The sequence below is a fragment of the Alcanivorax limicola genome (assembly GCF_019931215.1).
Taxonomy (GTDB): Bacteria; Pseudomonadota; Gammaproteobacteria; order Pseudomonadales; family Alcanivoracaceae; genus Isoalcanivorax; species Isoalcanivorax limicola.
Genome location: NZ_JAIOUB010000001.1, coordinates 877,754 through 896,920 on the forward strand (window position 1 = coordinate 877,754; position 19,167 = coordinate 896,920).

Annotated in this window: 12 protein-coding genes; 3 read left to right on the forward strand and 9 right to left on the reverse strand. The window is 63.4% G+C overall.

Going from position 1 to position 19,167, the window contains the following annotated elements; all coding sequences use genetic code 11:
* The first annotated feature begins 120 nt into the window (after window positions 1-120).
* Window positions 121-2,580, forward strand: coding sequence for an acyl-CoA dehydrogenase (locus K8B33_RS03860; protein WP_223423514.1), 2,460 nt, complete (start codon window positions 121-123; stop codon window positions 2,578-2,580).
* A gap of 90 nt (window positions 2,581-2,670) precedes the next feature.
* On the opposite strand, the gene K8B33_RS03865 is transcribed toward K8B33_RS03860, so the two are convergent.
* The 3 genes from K8B33_RS03865 to K8B33_RS03875 all read right to left on the reverse strand — a co-directional run bounded on the left by K8B33_RS03865 (window position 2,671) and on the right by K8B33_RS03875 (window position 12,537).
* Entirely contained in the window at window positions 2,671-3,168 is a 498-nt protein-coding gene (locus K8B33_RS03865) for a porin family protein (protein ID WP_223423516.1), read from the reverse strand.
* Between the two features lie 138 nt (window positions 3,169-3,306).
* Window positions 3,307-4,143 carry a helix-turn-helix domain-containing protein gene (locus K8B33_RS03870; protein WP_223423518.1) on the reverse strand — a complete coding sequence of 279 codons (837 nt, stop codon included), beginning with the start codon at window positions 4,141-4,143 and terminating at the stop codon, window positions 3,307-3,309.
* A 105-nt stretch (window positions 4,144-4,248) separates the two neighbouring features.
* Window positions 4,249-12,537, reverse strand: coding sequence for a CHAT domain-containing protein (locus K8B33_RS03875; RefSeq protein ID WP_223423520.1), 8,289 nt, complete (start codon window positions 12,535-12,537; stop codon window positions 4,249-4,251).
* 184 nt (window positions 12,538-12,721) lie between these two features.
* Between K8B33_RS03875 and K8B33_RS03880 the strand changes: the two genes are divergently transcribed.
* Both K8B33_RS03880 and K8B33_RS03885 read left to right on the forward strand, forming a co-directional pair.
* Entirely contained in the window at window positions 12,722-13,648 is a 927-nt protein-coding gene (locus tag K8B33_RS03880; protein WP_223423522.1) for a hypothetical protein, read from the forward strand.
* A gap of 35 nt (window positions 13,649-13,683) precedes the next feature.
* The gene (locus tag K8B33_RS03885; protein ID WP_223423523.1) at window positions 13,684-14,538 is read left to right on the forward strand and encodes a hypothetical protein; all 855 of its coding nucleotides are present in this window, start codon (window positions 13,684-13,686) and stop codon (window positions 14,536-14,538) included.
* A gap of 39 nt (window positions 14,539-14,577) precedes the next feature.
* Here the strand turns inward: K8B33_RS03885 and K8B33_RS03890 are convergent, their stop codons facing one another.
* The 6 genes from K8B33_RS03890 to fabF all read right to left on the reverse strand — a co-directional run bounded on the left by K8B33_RS03890 (window position 14,578) and on the right by fabF (window position 19,154).
* A complete protein-coding gene (locus tag K8B33_RS03890) occupies window positions 14,578-14,871 on the reverse strand; it encodes a HigA family addiction module antitoxin (protein ID WP_223423525.1) in 294 nt (97 codons plus the stop codon).
* A complete protein-coding gene (locus K8B33_RS03895) occupies window positions 14,871-15,149 on the reverse strand; it encodes a type II toxin-antitoxin system RelE/ParE family toxin (RefSeq protein WP_223423527.1) in 279 nt (92 codons plus the stop codon). Before K8B33_RS03895 ends, K8B33_RS03890 begins: the two co-directional genes overlap by 1 nt.
* Window positions 15,150-15,264: 115 nt before the next feature.
* Window positions 15,265-15,507 carry a helix-turn-helix domain-containing protein gene (locus tag K8B33_RS03900; protein ID WP_223423529.1) on the reverse strand — a complete coding sequence of 81 codons (243 nt, stop codon included), beginning with the start codon at window positions 15,505-15,507 and terminating at the stop codon, window positions 15,265-15,267.
* Between the two features lie 119 nt (window positions 15,508-15,626).
* A complete protein-coding gene (locus tag K8B33_RS03905) occupies window positions 15,627-16,466 on the reverse strand; it encodes a CvfB family protein (protein WP_223423531.1) in 840 nt (279 codons plus the stop codon).
* Window positions 16,467-16,641: 175 nt separating this feature from the next.
* Entirely contained in the window at window positions 16,642-17,877 is a 1,236-nt protein-coding gene (locus tag K8B33_RS03910; protein WP_223423533.1) for a multidrug effflux MFS transporter, read from the reverse strand.
* Window positions 17,878-17,894: 17 nt separating this feature from the next.
* Window positions 17,895-19,154 carry a beta-ketoacyl-ACP synthase II gene (gene fabF, locus K8B33_RS03915; protein WP_223423535.1) on the reverse strand — a complete coding sequence of 420 codons (1,260 nt, stop codon included), beginning with the start codon at window positions 19,152-19,154 and terminating at the stop codon, window positions 17,895-17,897.
* Window positions 19,155-19,167 lie beyond the last annotated feature (13 nt).

Sequence of the window (19,167 nt, forward strand, 5' to 3'; positions counted from 1 at the left end):
TTGTACGCCATGCCGCCGCTTTTTCGCATCGTGCACGCTCGCCGGGCTTTTACGCCTTTTTCATACAATCCCTGTAGCGGTACGTTAGTATGAAAGCGTTCACGTGTCTCGGAGACCGTTATGAATCTGCTTATATCTGTACTACTTCTTTTTGGCCTGCTGGCAATATTGCTCTATCGCGAGGTGTCCCTGCGCGGCGGGTCGATCGCCATCGCGGTAGCCTGGATCCTGCTCGGCTTTTTCTCGCCGGCGCTGATTCACCCGCTGCTGGTCATTCCGTTCGTGCTGGTACTGGTGCTGCTGAATGTGGCACCGCTGCGCATGGCGATCATCAGCAAGCCCGTTTACGGCCTGCTCGCGAAAACCATGCCGAGCATGAGTGATACCGAACGCGAAGCGCTCGAAGCGGGCAGCACCTGGTGGGAGAAGGACCTGTTCTGTGGCAAACCGGACTGGGACACCTTCGACAACATCAAGATGCCGACACTGACTGCCGAAGAGCAATCCTTTATCGACAACGAGGTGCAGGAACTCTGCGCCATGCTGGATGAGTGGGAAATCCATCATCATCTCAAGGATTTGCCGGAAGCCGTCTGGCAATACCTGCGCGACAAGCGCTTCTTCGGCCTGATCATTCCCAAGGAGTACGGTGGCCTGGCTTTCAGCCCCTATGCGCAGAGCCGCGTCATGAGCAAGATCGCCACCCGTTCCATCACGACGGCGGTGACGGCCATGGTGCCCAACTCGCTGGGCCCGGGCGAACTGCTGATGAAGTACGGCACCGACGAGCAGAAAACCCGCTGGTTGCCCGGTCTGGCCGACGGCACCGAACTGCCCTGCTTCGGCCTCACCGGCCCGGAAGCCGGTTCGGATGCGGGCTCCATTCCCGACTCCGGCGTGGTCTGCGAAGGCGAGCACGACGGCAAGACCGTGGTCGGCCTGCGCCTGAACTTCTCCAAGCGCTGGATCACACTGGCGCCGGTGGCCACCGTGGTCGGTCTGGCCTTCAAATTGTATGACCCGGACGGCCTGCTGGGCGACAAGAGCAAGAGCGATTACGGCATTACCTGTGCCCTGATTCCTGCCGACCATCCCGGCGTCCAGATCGGTCGCCGTCATTACCCCGGTTCGCCGTTCATGAACGGCCCGATCATGGGGGAAGATGTCTTCATTCCGCTGGACTGGATCATTGGCGGGCAAGACATGGCCGGCAAAGGCTGGCGTATGCTGATCGAATGCCTGGGCGCCGGGCGTGGTATTTCCCTGCCTGCACTGGCGACCGCCAGCGGTGAAATGGGCTACCGCATGGTCGGCGCTTTTGCGCGCATTCGTCGTCAGTTCAATATCGAAGTCGGCAAGTTCGAAGGGGTACAGGAAGCCACGGCAGAAATCGCCGGGCTGGCCTACACTCTCGAATCACAGCGCCACCTGGTCACCAAGGGCCTGGAAGACGGCATCCCGGCGGTCATGACCGCGATGGCCAAGTATCACGCCACCGAGATGATGCGCACGCTGATCAATCACGGCATGGATGTGGGCGGTGGCCGTGCCATCCAGTTGGGGCCGCGCAACTTCATGGCGCTGCCTTACCAGTCGATTCCCATTGCCATTACGGTGGAAGGCGCGAACATCCTGACGCGCTCGCTGATGATCTTCGGCCAGGGCGCCATGCGCTGCCACCCCTATCTGTTTGACGAACTGCAAACACTGACGGCAGAAGACAAGGATGAGGGCCTGCAACGCTTTGATCCGCTGTTCTTCAAACACGCGGGTTATACCCTCAGCCGTGGCGTGCGCATGGCACTGCACGGCGTGACCAATGCACGCTTCTCCACCATCCCGGACAATGCCAGCGACTTCAGTCGCCCGTGGTTCCGTCTGCTGAATCGCTTCAGCGCCACACTGGCGGTCACGTCTGATGTGGCACTGGCGATTCTTGGCGGCGACCTCAAGCGCCGCGAGTTGCTGTCGGCGCGGCTGGGCGATTGCCACAGCCAGTTGCTGCTGGCATCAAGCATTCTGATGTATCACGCGGCACAGCCGAGCGATCGTGCCCAGGATGCCCACGCCCAGTACGCCCTGACGCGGGCCTTGCATGCCGCCGAGGAAGCGTTGTTCGATTTCTATCGCAACTTCCCGGCGCGCTTTATCTCGCGCCTGATCCAGACCGTCGCCTTCCCCACCGGCCGTGTGGTGGCACCGCCCTCGGATGATCTGATCCGCGAGCTGGGCGACATGATCATGGAACCCACCAGCGTGCGCGAGATTTTCGGCAGCTACACCTATATTTCCGAAGATCCGGAGGACAGCACCGGTCGCGTGGAAATGACCTACCGCAAGCTGCTGGAAGTGGATGAGGCATGGCAGGCGTTTCTGAAAGCGGACAGCAAAGACAAGCTAGCTGGTGACAACATTGACGACAAGCTGGCATCCGCTGCGTCGCAAGGCATCATCCGGGAGCAGGATATCGCCGGCATCCGGGAATACGATGCCATGCGCTATGACTGCCTGCTGACCGATGCCTTCGAACCGGAGTTCTTCCACACTGCGGCGAAGAAGAAAGACGAAGAAGCTGCCTGACGCACGCGCATCATGCCGTGAGGCCATAAGCAGTAAGGCAATAAAAAGCCCGGCCACTGAAACAGTGGCCGGGCTTTTTTCTTCATGCTTTCAGAAGTGGTATTTGACACCCAGACCCACAACGGTCTGCTTGGTGAAATCATTACGCACCGTGCGCAGCACTTCCAGATTCAGGCTCATCATATCGTCCAGCGCCCAATCGACACCGGCGCCGTAAGATGCGCCGTCATCGCGCTCGCGGTTGCCGCCGATCTCACTGCGTGCATAGGTATAACCGCCCATCGCATAGGGCGTAAATTCATTACCCAGCGGCAAAGTGACAACACCATAAGCGCCATAGTTGTAGCGATTTTCCACTTTGACGCCACTGTCGCTGCCGCTACCAATGCCGGTGCTGACACGGGCCTCGGCACTGAGCAGTTCGGTAAAACGCATACCGCCACGTACAACCAGCACATCCAGTGACGTGGATACATTGCCACGTTCAAAATCCGTGTATCCGTACTGGATGCCCGCGTAGGGGCTCATATCGGCCAGCGCAAGGCCACATGCACCAGCGGCCACAACACCGCAAAGGATTCTTCTCATTGTCGTTCTCCCTGTGTTTTCTGTATGCCACCACGTTCCATGGCATTTTTTCATGTCCACCACTGATCATACCCACAGCGAGCGTGACTGCAAATGACGCGATGTATACTTCTTGTGTGCCGGTTCAACGCCGTGATCTCACTCCCGGGGCCGCCCCCGGGGATGGCGTTCGGAGAAAATCCTCACACAACGCTCATTGCGCAAGTAGGATGGCGCCATGCCATACCAGTGCTGCCATTCACGGGACATATGTGCCGCATCGCTGAAACCCGCCGTGTGTGCGATATCCGTGAGCGTCTGATCGGTTTCGAATTCCGACCAGGCCGTTACCGCCTTGAACCACAACCGATAGCTGCGCATGGATATGCCCACTGCCCGGGTGAACATGTGCGACATACCGGTATAGGACATCCCCAGCTGTTCGGCCATCTCCGCCAGCGACACCTCATCCTGGGTCTGCATCATGTCCAGCAGACGCGCCACCCGTGCATCCACACGCGGACGCCGGGGTAACTGCTCAAGGGTGATGGCGACCAGCTCATCGAACAACAACCGCGCCGCCGCCAGATCAAGACGCCCGTGGTAGGCCTCCTCAAGCCTGGCATCCAGATGCGTGAAGGCCGCACGTTGCAGTGGAAACAGGCCCGGCGCCGGTAGTGCACGAAAAGCGCTGAAGGCCGGGTGATTGGGTTGCACATTGACGCTGACCAGCGGCATGTCGATGGCATAGAGCGCACGCTCCACCATGGGCGCAACGGCTATTGCCTGCTCCGGCCCGGTGGCGCCCGGCGGCCCCACATCCAGCGCGCTGCCGTCCGCCGTCAGCACGATGGCGGCGGGATGACGCAGCGTACTGTCTGTGGCGACATGAGGGCTGGTGAAAAGAAAACCCTCAGGGCCCAGATAGTAGATGTTGTCCCGGTTTTTCTCCGCCAGTGCCCCGTAGGCCGGGCGGCGCTTGCTTCGCGCAGTCATGGCATCTCTGTTGTTATGATCATCAGCATAGGGTCGTGAACTGAGCCCGATCATAACCATTCCCGGCATGCCCGGGCCACAACAGCACCAAAACAGTGCCCACGCTCAGGGCTTGCCGAATACGGCAAACCCCGCCCAGGCCGCCGGATGCGCGTGGGCCGGTTCGTCGCGCAGCATCAACCGCTGCGCCTCGGCCAGTGCAGAGAAGGCATCCGGCGCATCACGCAGGCGCGGATACAGCTTTTCCATCAAGGCCTGTGTGGCGCTGTCGCTGACCTGCCAGTAGGAGGCGATGACCGTTGGCACCCGGGCATGGGCAAAGGCCCGCGCCAGGGTGGCGTATTCCAGACCGCTGGCACCAATGCCCGAATCGCAGGCCGACAGCACGACCAGATCGGTATCGGACAGGTCCAGCAGCGAGATGTCGATGGTGCTCAAGCGCTGCCCATCGCCCATCACCAGATAGCTCTCGGCCGGTGCAGCGGCGTTGAGCAAGCCATGGGTGGCAAAGTGCAGTATGCGAGCGCCCCGGGCCGCCTTGTCCAGCACTGACGGCACCGCCTCATTGCCTTGCAGCACGCGGCTGTTGAACACTGCCGAGATGGTCGCCACTTCGGCGCGCGCGCCTGGCAGGGTGCCATCCGGATCAGCGATGAACAGCGCCGCATCACTGAGACTGCTCTGGTGGGCCAGCACCAGATTGAGGTGATACAGGGAGGGCAACACGCCGATACTGAAGCGCTCCACCGCGTATTCGCGCTGCGCTGCCCGAGCGTCTCGCAAGAGCGCGGCGAAGGGCACATAGGTCAATGCGCCCACAGGCGTAACAAACACCTGGGACGCATCCACCAGTTCCAGCTCCACCGGACGCAGCAAGTGGTCGTAGAGCCAGGCCAGGTCCTCATCCAGCTGGGCATCGGCCAACGCCGCCGTCGACACGGGCTGGTGGCGGGTGCGGGCCAGGCCCCGGATCGGGCTCAGCGTGCCCGGCTGCCGATGCACCGCATCCCGCAACAAGCCTGCGCTGCGCAGGGCCCGGCGTTCCAGTTCATCGGCACTCACTTCCACCTCGCGCAGCACCGCGCCATCGCGGGTCACGACATGCACCAGCAGCCGCTGCGGTGTGGGCAGGTACTGCACCAGGACCTGTCCCGGTGCGAGATCGCTGGCCAGCACGCTGGCCTCGCGCGGGTCCAGCCGCAACATCTGGAACAGGCCTCGGTGGTCCCGCTCCAGTTCAGCCAGCAGCGTTTCGCGCTGACGCTCCCGTTCGCGCAGCTCGCGGCGCAGCGCCTCGCGATCCACCGTCGGCCGCCCTTCCCGGCTTGCCTGAGCGGGCAACAGCGGTGCCACCAATGCGGCGTCCAGCTGGTCGATATCCCGGCCCAGGTTGCGAATGGCGCTGACCCGTTGCGCGGCCGGGTGCGTCTCGTTCTCCAGGGCTTCGAGGAAGGTGTCGGCAAGATCCTGTTGCTGCGTCTGCTGCTGGCTGACAAAAGCGCGGGCGCCACGCTGATGGTCACTGAGCAATCCCGCCGCACTGCCGGCCGGGTACACCAGCAAGCCCAGGTCGGTGCCCGCCAGCACCAGCCCCTGGCCAATCACACCGACGGCATGCACTGTGCGGGCGCCATACTGGCCCAGCCCGTGGTCATCCGGCAGCAACTGGTTAAGGCGATCCGGGTAAAACCATTCCCCTTCCTGCCAGGCCGTCACGCCCCCTGCGCTGGGGAACAGCCAGGTGTCACTGTCACCGAAGCGGGCGCCGCGCCCGCCCAGAAACAGCATGCTGGCGCGCTCGCCCATGGCCAGATATCCCGGGTCTTCCAGGCGCACATAGCTGTCACGATCACTGCCTTCACTGCCCTGTCGCTCGCGCACAAAGGCACCGGCGGTGCCAAGAATCGCGAGGCGCTCGCTGACCGGCGTGTAGGCATTGACGAACCAGTGCGAGGGCTGCCCCAGATTGACGAAGCGATCCCCTTCCAGACGCAGCAGGCCGCCGCGCAGGTGAACACCCGCCTCCGCCAGATGCCCTTCGTTGGACGCCACCACATGAATCTCGCCATCCAGGGTCTCGTAGACCCGGAACAACATCGGGCTGCGGGAGGGAAAGCGCTCCGGGTCATCCAGATAATCAAAGCGCGTCACCGCGTCATCCTGCCAGCGGAACAAGGTCGCGCCGGCTATCACCCAGAGACTGCCGTCGCTGGCCACCAGCACATCGCGCACCGGGCCGTTCCAGTGCGCCTGGTCATGCCCGCCCTCGGCGGAAAACAGGATACGCGGGCGTGTTGCGCCCGCCGGGTAATGCAGGATGTCGCGGTTATCATGGGTGTAGAGCCCCCCTGCCCCGTCGCTGCGCACGACCTGCGCCCGGTCACGGGAGAAGCGGCTCAAGTGTGGCGTTCCCGCGTCGTCAGTGAGCAGATAAATGCCGGTGCCTGTGGTGATCCACGCCATCGACGCATCGGGAGTGGTAGCGATGTCATGCACCGCACCCAACGCATGGTGCTGCACACGGTCTGTCTGCCAGCCGTAAACACCGTCGGCCGCCACCAGCCAGATATCACGACCGTTACCGGCGGCCTGCTCGGGGCCAATCACCTGACCGCCGCGCTGGCCGGCCAGTGGCAGGGGCAGTGTCTCCAGATAATGATTACGCAGCAGAGCCAGCCCGGTATCGGTGAGGAGCACCGGGTGTGTTTCCCCTGCCAGCGGCCACAGCGTCAGGCCATGAATCCGGCGACTGTGCGGAATGTCGTCCCGGGGCAGCACACGCCGGGCACCGGCGGCGCCGGACCCGGCATGCAGGCCTTCGGCGTCCAGCCACAGCAGCCGTGCGCGCGCCGGATCAGCCAGCACGGCGTCCACCGCACGTTGCGGCGCGCCGGGCACCGGCTGCCAGTCCCCGGCCGCGGTGCGGGTCAGCAGCCCGAGATCCGTGTTGATGACCGGCTGCCCCGCATGCAGCACCAACTGGTGAACGGCGCCGGTCGGCGCTGCCTCCGCAGTCGCCAGGTGACCGTCTGCCCAGACCGCTACGCCGCCGGCGGTGCCCACCCACAGCGACCCGGTTTCTGTGGCCTGTAACGCAGTGACGCGGGGCGACGGCAAACCATCACGGCGGCTGCGCCAGTGCTGCATGCTGCCATCCTCACGCCACAACATCAGCCCGGACGCCGTGCCGAGCCACAGGCCCTCGGCAGTTTCCGCCAGCGCCAGAATATCCCGCTCCGGGGCGGCATCCAGCGCGTCGCTGCCGCGCATCAGGCGATCACTGGCGGCGTCATAGCCGTATCGCTGCCAATGGCCCTGGCGCAGCATGAACAGCCCCTCGCTGGTGCCGAGGACCACCTCGCCGTTATCACGCACCAGCAGCGCCTGGTGGCGCGGCGCTTCATGACGATTGCCATGAATGGCGCGGCGCGTATGGCGATGCCAGTAACCGTCGTTGGCCAGCGCCGTACGCTGCAAGCCGTGGCGATCTTCGATACGTGCCAGCGGCGCCTCGCGCAGCGCGTCGCGGCGGGCCGCTGGCAGATAGGGGGTATTTGCCAGCCACAGTCGCATCTGCGACCAGGTCGCAAACTCTTCATCGGTGAGACCGCGCGGCCGCATGCCCTGATGCAACACCACCCAGGCCTCGACAGCCGCCAGGGCTGTGGCCCGATCTGCCACCGCCGAGCCACCTGCACGCGCGGCCTCATCGAACAGCCGCTCCAGCAGCTGCGCCGCCCGCTCGCCATACTCGCTGCGCTGAGTCCGCGCTGCCACCAGATACTCAGCCTGTGCCAGCCGCGCCGCCTGCTGCGCCAGGCTGCCCGGGGGCTGGGCCTGCACATAGGCCTGCCAGCGTGCGGGCAGCGGGTCTTCCTCATCCAGCACCCGCAGCTCACGCGGGTCACTGAAGCGCCTCACCGCACTCACGCTGGCCAGCAGTTGCTGGAAGATCTGCGTGACCTGCAACGCCATGCGCTGGCCCGCATCGGAGACAACCCGCCGGATCTCGCCGCGCTCGTCATATTCCACGCTGATTTCGCCCAGGCCACGCACATGGATGCGTGCCGGCTTGCCGGCGTCGTTATAGGCAATGGCAAGCTGCTGCTCGCCGGTCTTCGCCGCCACGATCTGGCGGGCACTGTTGTATTCCAGCCGCAGTGTTTCCGCGCCGCCCTGGCGCACTGCCAGCAACTGGCCCAGCGCATCATAATCTGCCTCGGCCGTCGCTGAACCGTGGGTGGCCCGGATCACCATGCCGTGACGGGGGTCGACCTCCTGGGTCTGAACTTCACCATTGGGAAACAGGATTTCCACTGCCGGCGTCTCGCCATCAAAACGCGTATAAACGCGCCGGGCATCCCCCGTTAGCGCATTGCGGCGGGCCACATTGAACCAGTCCACGTAGCGCTGCGACGGCGATACCGCCGTGCGGTGCCGATAGCCGAGGAAATCAGACAGGCTGTCGCCGACCTGGGCCCGGGCGCGGGCCACAAAATCTTCCGGGATGTCATGACCCAGCGCGCGCGCCTGCTCGACCCGATAGAGGGCGAATACCGGCCGCCCCAGCCAATAGATCAACGATTGCACATGCTCGCGCCAGGCGCTGTTGTTGTCCGGCTGGCGCGTCACCATTCTGCCGCCGTACAGCGCAGCGTCCTGCCGGGTGTCACTCAGGCGCACCAGGCGCCACAGGATATCGGTGCTGTCCCGTTGCCAGCTGGCCCAGTCACGCAGGTTGTCCGCACGCGCACTGTCCTCGCCCAGCCCTTCCAGCAGGATATCCCGGTAATGATTCCAGGTGCCTCGCCACCAGCCCGCCTGCACGTAGAGATCCAGCCCGGCCAGCCCCTCGCGCAGCTGGTCCGGATCAGCACGGCCCCGGCGCACGGTTTCGGCCAGCCACCAGTAGTGGTTGTCGTGCCATTGTTTGTACATCGACGGGCTGTGATCCAGGCCTGGATCGGCATGCACCAGCGCCGCCGGCTTATGGCGGTCCAGCAAGGCGCGGGCGGCATCCAGATCACCGGCATTCATCAACGCCTCAAACTGCCCGGCCCAGGGCCAGACGCTGCCCGGGAAGGCTTGCTGTGCCTGAGCCAGTACCTGATCGCCAAACACCGCTGCACCCTGCCGCCAGTAAAACGGCTGCGTCGGCGTATCGCTCAGGTAGCCGCGCAGGGCATCACGGGCCGCCGCCCCGTCGCTGCTGTCGAGCCAAGCCTGCATCAGGGTATCGGTCAACTGACGGCGCTGGTGCAGGCGCAACATGGCCGGTGCGATGGCGCTGCGGTCGCCGCGCTGAATCGCCAGGGTTGCCTCGCGGCGTTGCAGGGCAACATCGTCGGGATAGCGCTGGCGCAGCCCCGCCAGCCAGCGTTGCGCCGGTTCATGGGCCTGCTCCGCCAGCAGCAGGTCCAGCCATAGCTCTGCCGCATCGCGGTGCTGCAACATGCCGTCCTGCATCTCTTCCAGTACAGCGCGCACCGCAGCAGGCTGCAGCGCCGGGTCCAGCGCACGGGCCAGGGTCACGCGCGCCGCAAGGCCACCGTCAGACAAGGCAAATGCCTGGCGGGCCAACTCGCGGCTGTGGGCCGCATCATTGCGCCGCGCCGCATCGCTGCTGAGTGCGCCATAGGCCAGGGTCATCTCTTTTGCGCCACCGGGGCTGGCCGCCAGTTCCGCATGCCGGGCATCGAGCACATCCTGGAGTTGCGCGAGCTGCGCCGTGGCACAGCCGTGATCGCCCCCGGCCCGACAGGCATCCGCCTGGTAGCGGTGGGCACGCAGCGCGATCAATACCGGGCTGTCGTCCGGATGCTGATACCAGCGGGCGATCAACGCCGTAATGCGGGCGACCCGCGCCCGATCATCCACGAACAACCGGGGCATGCTGTCCCGGTTACTGAAGAACGGATAAAGCAGCACGGCCCGGGCCAGCGGGTCCGCGGCATCTTGCTCATGCCCGGCCGTCAGCAACAGGCTGCCTGTCGCTTGCAAGGCACGCACATCGTTCGGCGCATCGCGCAGCCAGTCACGCGCAGCCTGCAGGGCGTCTTCATTGCCCCACGCCGACCAGGCCAGGCGCCGGGCCAGCCCCTGTGCCATGGGGGTGTCGGCCAGCGCGTCCTCCGCCGCCAGCGCCACCATACGACCTCGCCATACGGGGTCATGCAGCAGCCGCTCTTCCAGAGACCAGAGCATTTGCCAGCTGTCCGGCCAGCGCTGCAAGGCCGTGGCGGTGTAGCGCCACAGCGCCTCATCGTTGCCCTGCTGCAACGCGCTGCGCATCAGGGCATCCAGCGTGAAGGGGTCCTGTTGCGCCAGCGCATCGCTGTCGGGCGGCATCATGTCCAGCACGGCGCGCGTATCACCGTCACGGTAGGCCCGTTCCAGGCGCGCAAGCTGCCGTGTCTGTTCCGGCACCTGTGCATCTTCCACCGCCGCATCCAGCGTGCCGCGCAGAAAGTGGGTGCGCACCCAGGTATAAGTAGCAAGCGGGTGGACGTTGTCTTCCGCCAGGTGGCCACGGAGGTCTTCCAGCAGCGCATCATGCTGCCCGGCCCACAGCAGCAGGCTCCACCAGCGCACCCGCGGCGCGCCCATATCCAGGAGGGCCGTTACAGGCGCGACGGTTGTTGCAGGCGCAAAGGCGGGTGCAGGCATGGCCGCCACCAGCGGCTGCAGGGCAGCATCGTGGCCCTGCAGGATGGCATGCCAGGCAGGCCAGTAACCGGCCGCATCTTCAGCAAACGGGTCTGCGCCCAGCTTCAGCAGATGGGCGACCAGCGTGGCGTCGCCGCGCGCCGCAGCGCGGTGCAGTGCGTCCACTGGCAGCAAGTCTGGCGTGGGCAGCAAACGGATGACGTCACTGGCTGGCGCCTGATCAATCAGGGCCCCGGCATCCATCGGCACACCCTGTTCCAGCAGACGCGGCAGCAACGGCCAGGCCTGCGCCGCCAGGGCGGCATGCAACAGGGTATTACCGTGCGCATCGCGCACATCCGCCTGGCCGCTACGGCTCAGCCAGTCGAACAGGCGCTCATGTTCCCCGGCAGCCAGCAGCAAGTAATAGACGCTGCGGCCATATACGTTGTCGTCGTCCGCACGCGCGCCATGATCCAGCAACACACGGGCGAGGGCTTCGTCGTCCTGATCCCAGGCGCGGAACAGCAACGCGGGCCAGTCCGCCTGCGGTTCACCGGCGCGACGAATCAGATCATGGGCCGCATCGTTGAACCCGGCCTCCAGCAATGTCGCCAGCAGCGGACGCCGCTCAGGTGACAACGGAAAAGGCGCGGACAAGGTCGCTGCAATACGGGGCACCAGTGCCTCATCGCCCTGGTCAATGGCCAGGAATATCCAGTGGCGCCGGTCGCGGTCTTCAGCATCCAGCTGCGGTGCGCGTTGCAGCAACTCCTGGAAAACGGCCTGCCCGGGCTCGCTGTCCTCGTAGCGCAGCATCTGCCATGCCTGCATCACCGGCGGCTCGACGGGGCGATGGCGGTCAGCACCGGGCGCCACATCTGTCGGCGCCTTCAATGCCAGCAATTCCTCTGCGGCAGCGACATGATAGAAGCTCAGCGCGCGTTGCAGGGCCGTCTGGCCGCGCAGCGGTGTGCTGATATCCGCGCCGACCGCCAACAGGAACTCGCGCAGCGCCGTTGCCTCGGGCTCCTCGCGGGTCAGGGCAAGCCAGTAGAGCTCCTTGAGGACATCGTCGGTTACCGCGTGCTGATCGAGCCACGCCTGAACACTGCCAATGCGTCCTTCGCCCAACGCCAGCGCAGGCCAGAGTGGGTCCTGCCGCAAGCGCGTGCGCGCCGCCTCGCTCAGCTCGGTTTCCAGTTCGTCGAGGGTGTAGCCGCTCAGCGGCCAGCCGCTGGTGATATGCAGGACATCAATGTCTGTCAGGGCAAGGTCCGTCAGGCTGTTGCTGTGGCGGGCCATCAGCAGGGGCTCGGCCAGACGGCTGTCCGTGTAAAGCAGGGTCTTGCCGAGCAATTGATCGATGGCAATGGCGTTGCCACCGCTGATGACTTGCGGACTGATCAGCTCGATCCAGTGACTCGACAGCCCCATGGGGTCCGGCCGGGCCTCCTCGCCGAGTAGCCCCGTGGCCACCGGATCGAGCCCGGATTCGAACAGGGCCAGCACCATGCTCCCCGGTGCCGCTTCATTGATGGCCTCGGCGATCAGCCCCAGGCCACTCTCCGCATGCCGCCAGCGCGGCCAGAGCATACGCGGCAGCAGCGCTTCCAGCGCGGCGGTGTCGTCTTCGATCAGCGCCTCACGTATGGCCGCATCGTGATCCTCGATTTCCCCGGCCAGCGCGGGTGTATACGCCCCGGCCAGCAACATCAGGCACACTGCAATCCTGTTCGCCCAGTTCATTTACCCTGCCCCGTCTGGTCATCTCATTCCATTTCAACGGGCAGCAATAACCCGCTTGTGTTTTTATAGGAGGGACACAAGCGTGCGAGCAAACGGCCCGCACAATTGCAGAGAACGCAAAAACCCCTTACCGTTGCTGTCATCAGTATAACCACGCCAACCTTTATCGATGGAAGCCCCGTTCATGTCCAGCGAGATCGACTGGGCGCCACTGGCGCTGGGGGAATTGCACCAGGCACGCACACGCACATTGTGCGAACGCATGCTCGGCGTCGACTCCGACGAAATCGAAGGCGCCATTCTTTACGTCATCGAAGAACTGGCACGGGACGACTGGGCCAAGTGCCGCAAATTCCAGGGCAAATCGAAACCGGAAACCTGGCTCTACTCTCTCACCGTCAACATCATTCGCGAATACCGCCAGAAACATATCAGCGGCAAGAAGCGCCCCCCGGTGTGGATTCAGGAAGAATCCGCCCCCATCTGGGAACGCGTCTGGCGGCTATTGATGGTCAGCAAGCAACGGCCCACTGAAATCATTCACGAACTCACCACCGGCAATGCCTACAGCGAAAGCGAAGTGCGTGATGTCATCCGCACTATTCAGCAACGCGACTACCAAAGCAGCCTGCGACGGCGCGACAATGCCAGCGCGGCGCCCACCACAGACCGCATCCAGCTGCTGTACGCCAGCAACCATGAAGCCAGCGAACACTCCCTGGAGAACCTGGCCGACGACCATGAAGACGACTGGCGCCAACGCGGTTACGAGGAATTGCTGCTGTGGCTGGACGGCTGCCTGGGCGGCACCGGGCGCGCCGAGACCGTCACGACGGCCCTGGACCCGGCTGCACTGACCCAGGCCCGCAACGCCCTGGCAGACGGCGACACCGCCCTGGGTGACGAAGCCCTGCTGATACTGCGCCTGCACTTTGTTGAAAATCAGAGCTGGCAACAGATCGCCCGCACGCTGAATCTGCCCGGCCACCAACCGGCCCGCATTGCCCGCCGCGCCTGTCGCGATATCGGCACGGCACTGGCCAGCGCAGGCATCGCACTGAGCGACCTGCTGCCGGCGGATGAACTGTCGGAGGATGAGTATGCAGATTGACCTGTCTGTCCCTCCCATGACATGTGGATACGATAATGACTGATCATGACAAGCAGGACAGTCCGCAGGACCGCCTGGACCAGCTACGCGCCTTACTCGGGCTCGACCTGGCTGTGCCCGATCGCGAGCCATCAGGCCCGATACCGGACAGCGAGGACCTGGCTGCGTTGCTGGACAACAGCCTGAACGCCACCCGGCGGGCGCAGGTGATCAGTCATTTGCTGGTCAATGACGACCTCTATGAAGACTGGCTGCTGCTGACCGAGCATGCCGACCTGCTGCCCGACACACGCCCGCAGACAGCGGCTGTGGCGACCACCACCCAAGCCGGCGCCGACACCCCCTGGTGGCTGCGCCTGGGCAGCTGGCGCCCGACCATGGCCGCTGCCGCTGCTATCGCACTGGTGGTCGGCATCGCCTACAACCCGGCCACTGACCCGGTGGACAAACTCTATGCCCGATACGGCGACGGCATGCACCAGACCCTTGCCGCCCTGCCCGACGTCACCAGCCGCTCCCCCAGCCGCCCCTGGGACACCTGGCAACTGGCGCTGGCCAGCGGCCTGGACGACGGCCTGGACACTCTGGGCCACGAGCGCAACCTGTACGACATTGACCGGGAACGCCTGCGCGAGGCAGACGTCCGCTACCGCGGCATGCGCAACACCCAACTGGATGAAGTGCGCGACGCCGGCCGCTTGGCGTTACTGGGCGTGTTGGTATGCGCGCAACAGGACGATGCGGCAGCAGAAAACGTGATGCGTGAGCTGTCACCCCGCTGGTCTTCTGTCTCGGCAAGTTCACCGATTACCGCACCGGAGCTTGATCCGGCGGATGCGCTGGAGAGCGCGTGTATGGCGGGGGAATGGGCGATGCAGGCGTTGCGGTGAGGCAAAGAACTCAAGCCTCAGAGGGTGTGACCTATATAGCTACGCCGCATCCAGTTGGACTTTCTGCACCTTATCGAGCTTGACGCTCTTGCTCGCTACCCACAGATCATACGTATCCTGCATCGCAAGCCAGCTTTCCGGGGACCGACCCAACGCCTTGGCAAGACGCAGCGCCATCTCCGGGCTGATACCGCTTTGCTGCTTGAGCAGGCGATTCAAGGTTGAAGGCGACACATCCAACTGCCCTGCCAGGTAACGGCAGCTCAGATCATAAGGCTCCATGTAGGTCGCCAGGATGAACTCGCCGGGATGTGGGGGGTTATACATCTTCATCAGTGGTAATCCTCGTAATCCAGCACATAGGCATTACCGTCGGAAAACTCGAACGTCAGTCGCCAGTTCCCATTAACGGTAATTGCCCAGATACCTTTCCTGTCACCCTTGAGTGGGTGCAGCTTGTACCCGGGAATATCCAAGTCATTAACTTCCTTGGCGGTATCCAGCGCAGCCAGCTGCATACGAAGCCGCCTTTCGTGCTTTGCCTGGATACCTCTGGCGCTGCCACTCTCGAAGAAGCGCCTCAATCCCTTGTGCTTGAACGACTTGATCATGGGGAAAGCGTAGCGCGTTGCGCAACATGCGTCAATAAGCATAGCGCGGCTGGATAGGACACGGATGGCGGGAGAAAAGCGGTGCGGTGATTTTTTAGCGTTCAGATCGGAGCGGTCACCCGTCGTCGAAAAGACTCTCTTCGGCTTCAAACAGGTGCTCAAAGCCTTCTTCCAACCCAAGAATCCGGGCGGCCTCATGATACTTGCCGAGGGCAACGCTCAGATCGCCCTGCTCCATTTTTTGCAGAGTTGAGCGAGCGACGCCGACGCGCACCGCGAAGGCGTGCAGATCATCACCGGGAAAGCGGCGTTTGCGGGCTGCGCGCAGGCGTTGGCCGAGGGACAGGAGTTGTGTCATTAAGGGGCTCGCTATACCGATATAACGGTATATTAGCCAAAATAAGGCGCCAAATACCATTATTACGGTACTTCTATTACCGCACTTCGCCACGGCTCTTGCCAGCCAACGGGACGGGCTTACTCCAGAAGCTCGATACGATCAGCATGGATCACAATCAGCCCCTGCTTGTACAAGCCGCCAATGGCCTTCTTGAAATTGTTCTTGCTGACGCCGAACGCCGCAGTGATGGCCGACGGCGCGCTCTTGTCACTCAGCGGCAACTGGCCGCCGTTCTGCCGCAGGCGGGAGAGAATCTGTTCTGAGAGTTCATCGCGCCCCTGGTCCCCCGGGGGTTGCAGGCTCAGGCTGATCTTGCCATCGGTACGCAGCTCGCTGATATAGCCCTTCAGGTGCATGCCATTGCGCACATGGCGGAACAGCTCGTTGCGGTGCAGCAGGCCCCAGTGGCGGTGGTTGATGATCGCCTTGAAGCCCATTTCGGTGGATGACGCCAGTAACAGATCCACCTGCTCCCCCACCTGGTAGCGCGCCGGGATCTTGTCCAGATAACGGTCCAGGCGGGCGCTCGCAGCAATGCGCCCGGAGCGATCATCGAGGAACACATACACCACGCAATAGTCGCCCACCTGTAACGGGCGCTGCTCTTCCGAGTGCGGCAGCAACAGATCCTTGGGCAAACCCCAGTCGAGAAACAGACCCACAGAATTGATATCCACGACCTTCAGACTGGCGAACTCCCCCACCTGCACCTTCGGCATGCGCGTGGTCGCCACCGGGCGGTCTTCACTGTCGTGATAGACAAAGACCTCCAGCCGGTCACCCGGCTCGCAGGGCTGATCCGTCGGAATATCACGCCGGGGCAACAGGATGCTCTGGCCATCACCGGCATCCAGAAAGAGGCCGAAATCGGAATGACGCAGGACCGGCAGCCGGTTGAATTGACCGATGTGTACCATTGAAGGGCCTGTGGATCAGTGGATGAGGGTGGCAGTCTAGCATCCCTGGCAACGGCTGAGGCACTGAATGGAAGCACGTCAAAGCACTGAGCCATGCCGGGCACAGTGAAGGCGAATAGAATCGGCATAGCGGTGAATAATGCGCATGTGAGGGTAACCGGATACCACGCTTGCGTCAGGCACCCACATTATCATGTGACGTGACGCCGTCCGGTATCTTGACAAACAACAACAGCGCAGCCGTTACGAAGGCAAACATCGTCATCGGCATGGCAAGTATCGGCAGATTGCCTTGAATCAGCCCCACCGCAAATGCGCCTGATGCGCCGCCGGCCATCTGCAGGAAGCCCTGTAGCGATGCTGCCGTCCCGGCCCGACCGGGGTGGCGTTGCAGTGCGGCCGAGATGGCTATCGGCAGAAAGAGGCCAAGCCCCGTGACGTTGAGCACCATGGCGGCATTGAAGGCGTGCTTGTGAACAATCCCCGCAAGCGGCAAGCCCAACATCAATGCCAGCGAGAACACCATCATGCCCAGTCCTCCCAACGCAATGCGGCGGGACGGCACCTGTCCGGCGAAGCGGCGAACCGCTATCCCGCCGACGATAAAACCACTGACGGCAACGGGCGGATAAAGCCCGTACTCTGCCGGCCCGACACCCAGCCGGTCGATGAACAGTGCCGGTGATCCGGCAAAGAAGGCCGACATGCTTCCGAATACGAGCCCAACCGTCATCGCATTGCCGAGGAAGACGGGATCGGAAAGGACGATCCGGTAGGCAGATCCTACGCTTTTCACGTTCAATGCGGGGCTGCGCGCCTTGAGGGTTTCCGGCAGCTTGAGAACTGCGAGGATAGCGACACCCGCGCCGAAAACGAAAGTGGCCCAGAATATTGAGCGCCAACCTGACAGGCTTTGGAGAAGGCCTCCCAGCAGCGGCGTCAATCCCGGCACCAACGCAAATGCGATCGTCACAGCCGCCAGGGCTCGCGCGAGTTCAGCTCCTTCGAAGCTGTCGCGCGTGGCGGCTCGGGACACGACCACCCCTGCCGCCGCCCCTGCGGCCTGAACCACACGCGCAGCGATCAGCACGTCAAGCGTTGGCGCCAGCGCGCAACCCGCGGTTCCGACAAGAAAGAGTGCAAGACCGGTGAACAGAACGGGGCGTCGACCATAGCGGTCGGCGGCAGGACCGTATGCCAGTTGTCCTGCGGCAAACACAGCAAGGAACACGACAAATGTGAGCTGCGCGTTGGCCGTGGTGGTGACGAACTCGTGGGCAACGGCCGGAAGCGATGGCGTATAGATATTGGACGCAAACTGCCCAAGCGCGGCCATCGCCGCGAGAAGAACGATCGAAAGTCTGGTCGCCGGCAGCGGGCCAGTCCGCCTGTGCGTGGCGGAGCCAGGCATAGTGGCCTTCCCCGGCATCAACGCCAGGCTCGGAAAATGACGCTGGCGTTGACGCCGCCAAAGCCGAAGCCATTGGACATAGCGTGCTCCATCGGCATTCGACGTGCTGTACCCCGCACCAGATCAAGCCCTTCGCTGGCGGGGTCCGGATTCTCGAGATTGAGCGTGGGGGGTGCAATCTGGTCACGCAGCGCCAGGATCGTCAGAATCGCCTCCAGGCCGCCGGCCGCCCCGAGCAAATGCCCAGTGGCCGACTTGGTAGCACTCACGGCCACCCCGTCGCCGAAGGTGGCCTTGATGGCCGCAAGCTCTCCCCTGTCTCCCAAGGGTGTGGAGGTGGCGTGGGCATTGAGATGCTGAATATCACCGGGACTCAACTTTGCCTGCGCTAGCGCGTTGGACATCGCTCGCCGGGCACCACTGCCGTCTTCGGGACCGGATGTTATATGGTAGGCATCGGCCGTCGTGCCGTAACCGACGATTTCAGCGATAGGCGTTGCACCGCGGGCAAGCGCATGTTCCAGCTCTTCAATAACAAGAAGTCCTGCGCCCTCCCCCATGACAAATCCGTCGCGGGCGGTATCAAAAGGACGAGAGGCCTGCGCCGGCGTATCGTTGAAATTCGTGGAAAGCGCGCGAGCTGCCAGGAAGCCCCCCAAACTTACTGTGTCAATGCAGGCCTCGGCGCCACCGCAGATCGCGACATCCACTTCATCGGCTCGAATCATCCTCGCTGCATCACCAATCGCCTGGACGCTGGCTGCGCAAGCGGTGACTGGCGCTCCGATAGGCCCTTTGTACCCATATCGAATCGAGACATGACCCGCCGCCAGATTGACCAGAAATGAGGGCACCGTAAAAGGAGACAGGCGGCGTACGCCTCGGGTGTCAGTCGTGCGGACGGCTTGCGCAATGGCGGGAAAGCCACCCACCCCGGATGCAATAACCGTTGCGGTGCGTTCTTGCTCTCCGGCGTGCCCGGGATGCCACCCGGCCTGAGTACCGGCTTCCTCCGCCGCTGCCAGCGCAAGCAGCATAAAGCGATCCATTTTGCGCTGATCCTTGACCGGGACAAACCTGTCGGCGTTGAATCCGGCCTCTGGGTCTTCCAGGTGATCGGGAATAACCCCGGCAATTTTAACCGCCAGGTCATCCACCATCTCTTCAGGCAGTCGCCTGATACCTGACTGGCCATTCAAAAGTCTTGCCCAGCTGGCTTCTACCCCAACAGCTAAAGGGGAAACCAACCCGAGTCCGGTCACAACAACTCTGCGCATACTTGATTCCTGA

Excerpts from the sequence above, each read along its gene's own strand:
- K8B33_RS03860 (WP_223423514.1), top strand. The coding sequence starts at position 121 with ATGAATCTGCTTATATCTGTACTACTTCTTTTTGGCCTGCTGGCAATA.
- K8B33_RS03870 (WP_223423518.1), bottom strand. The coding sequence starts at position 4,143 with ATGACTGCGCGAAGCAAGCGCCGCCCGGCCTACGGGGCACTGGCGGAG.
- fabF (WP_223423535.1), bottom strand. The coding sequence starts at position 19,154 with ATGCGCAGAGTTGTTGTGACCGGACTCGGGTTGGTTTCCCCTTTAGCT.
- K8B33_RS03895 (WP_223423527.1), bottom strand. The coding sequence starts at position 15,149 with ATGATCAAGTCGTTCAAGCACAAGGGATTGAGGCGCTTCTTCGAGAGT.
- K8B33_RS03865 (WP_223423516.1), bottom strand. The coding sequence starts at position 3,168 with ATGAGAAGAATCCTTTGCGGTGTTGTGGCCGCTGGTGCATGTGGCCTT.
- K8B33_RS03900 (WP_223423529.1), bottom strand. The coding sequence starts at position 15,507 with ATGACACAACTCCTGTCCCTCGGCCAACGCCTGCGCGCAGCCCGCAAA.
- K8B33_RS03880 (WP_223423522.1), top strand. The coding sequence starts at position 12,722 with ATGTCCAGCGAGATCGACTGGGCGCCACTGGCGCTGGGGGAATTGCAC.
- K8B33_RS03905 (WP_223423531.1), bottom strand. The coding sequence starts at position 16,466 with ATGGTACACATCGGTCAATTCAACCGGCTGCCGGTCCTGCGTCATTCC.
- K8B33_RS03910 (WP_223423533.1), bottom strand. The coding sequence starts at position 17,877 with ATGCCTGGCTCCGCCACGCACAGGCGGACTGGCCCGCTGCCGGCGACC.
- K8B33_RS03875 (WP_223423520.1), bottom strand. The coding sequence starts at position 12,537 with ATGAACTGGGCGAACAGGATTGCAGTGTGCCTGATGTTGCTGGCCGGG.
- K8B33_RS03890 (WP_223423525.1), bottom strand. The coding sequence starts at position 14,871 with ATGAAGATGTATAACCCCCCACATCCCGGCGAGTTCATCCTGGCGACC.
- K8B33_RS03885 (WP_223423523.1), top strand. The coding sequence starts at position 13,684 with ATGACTGATCATGACAAGCAGGACAGTCCGCAGGACCGCCTGGACCAG.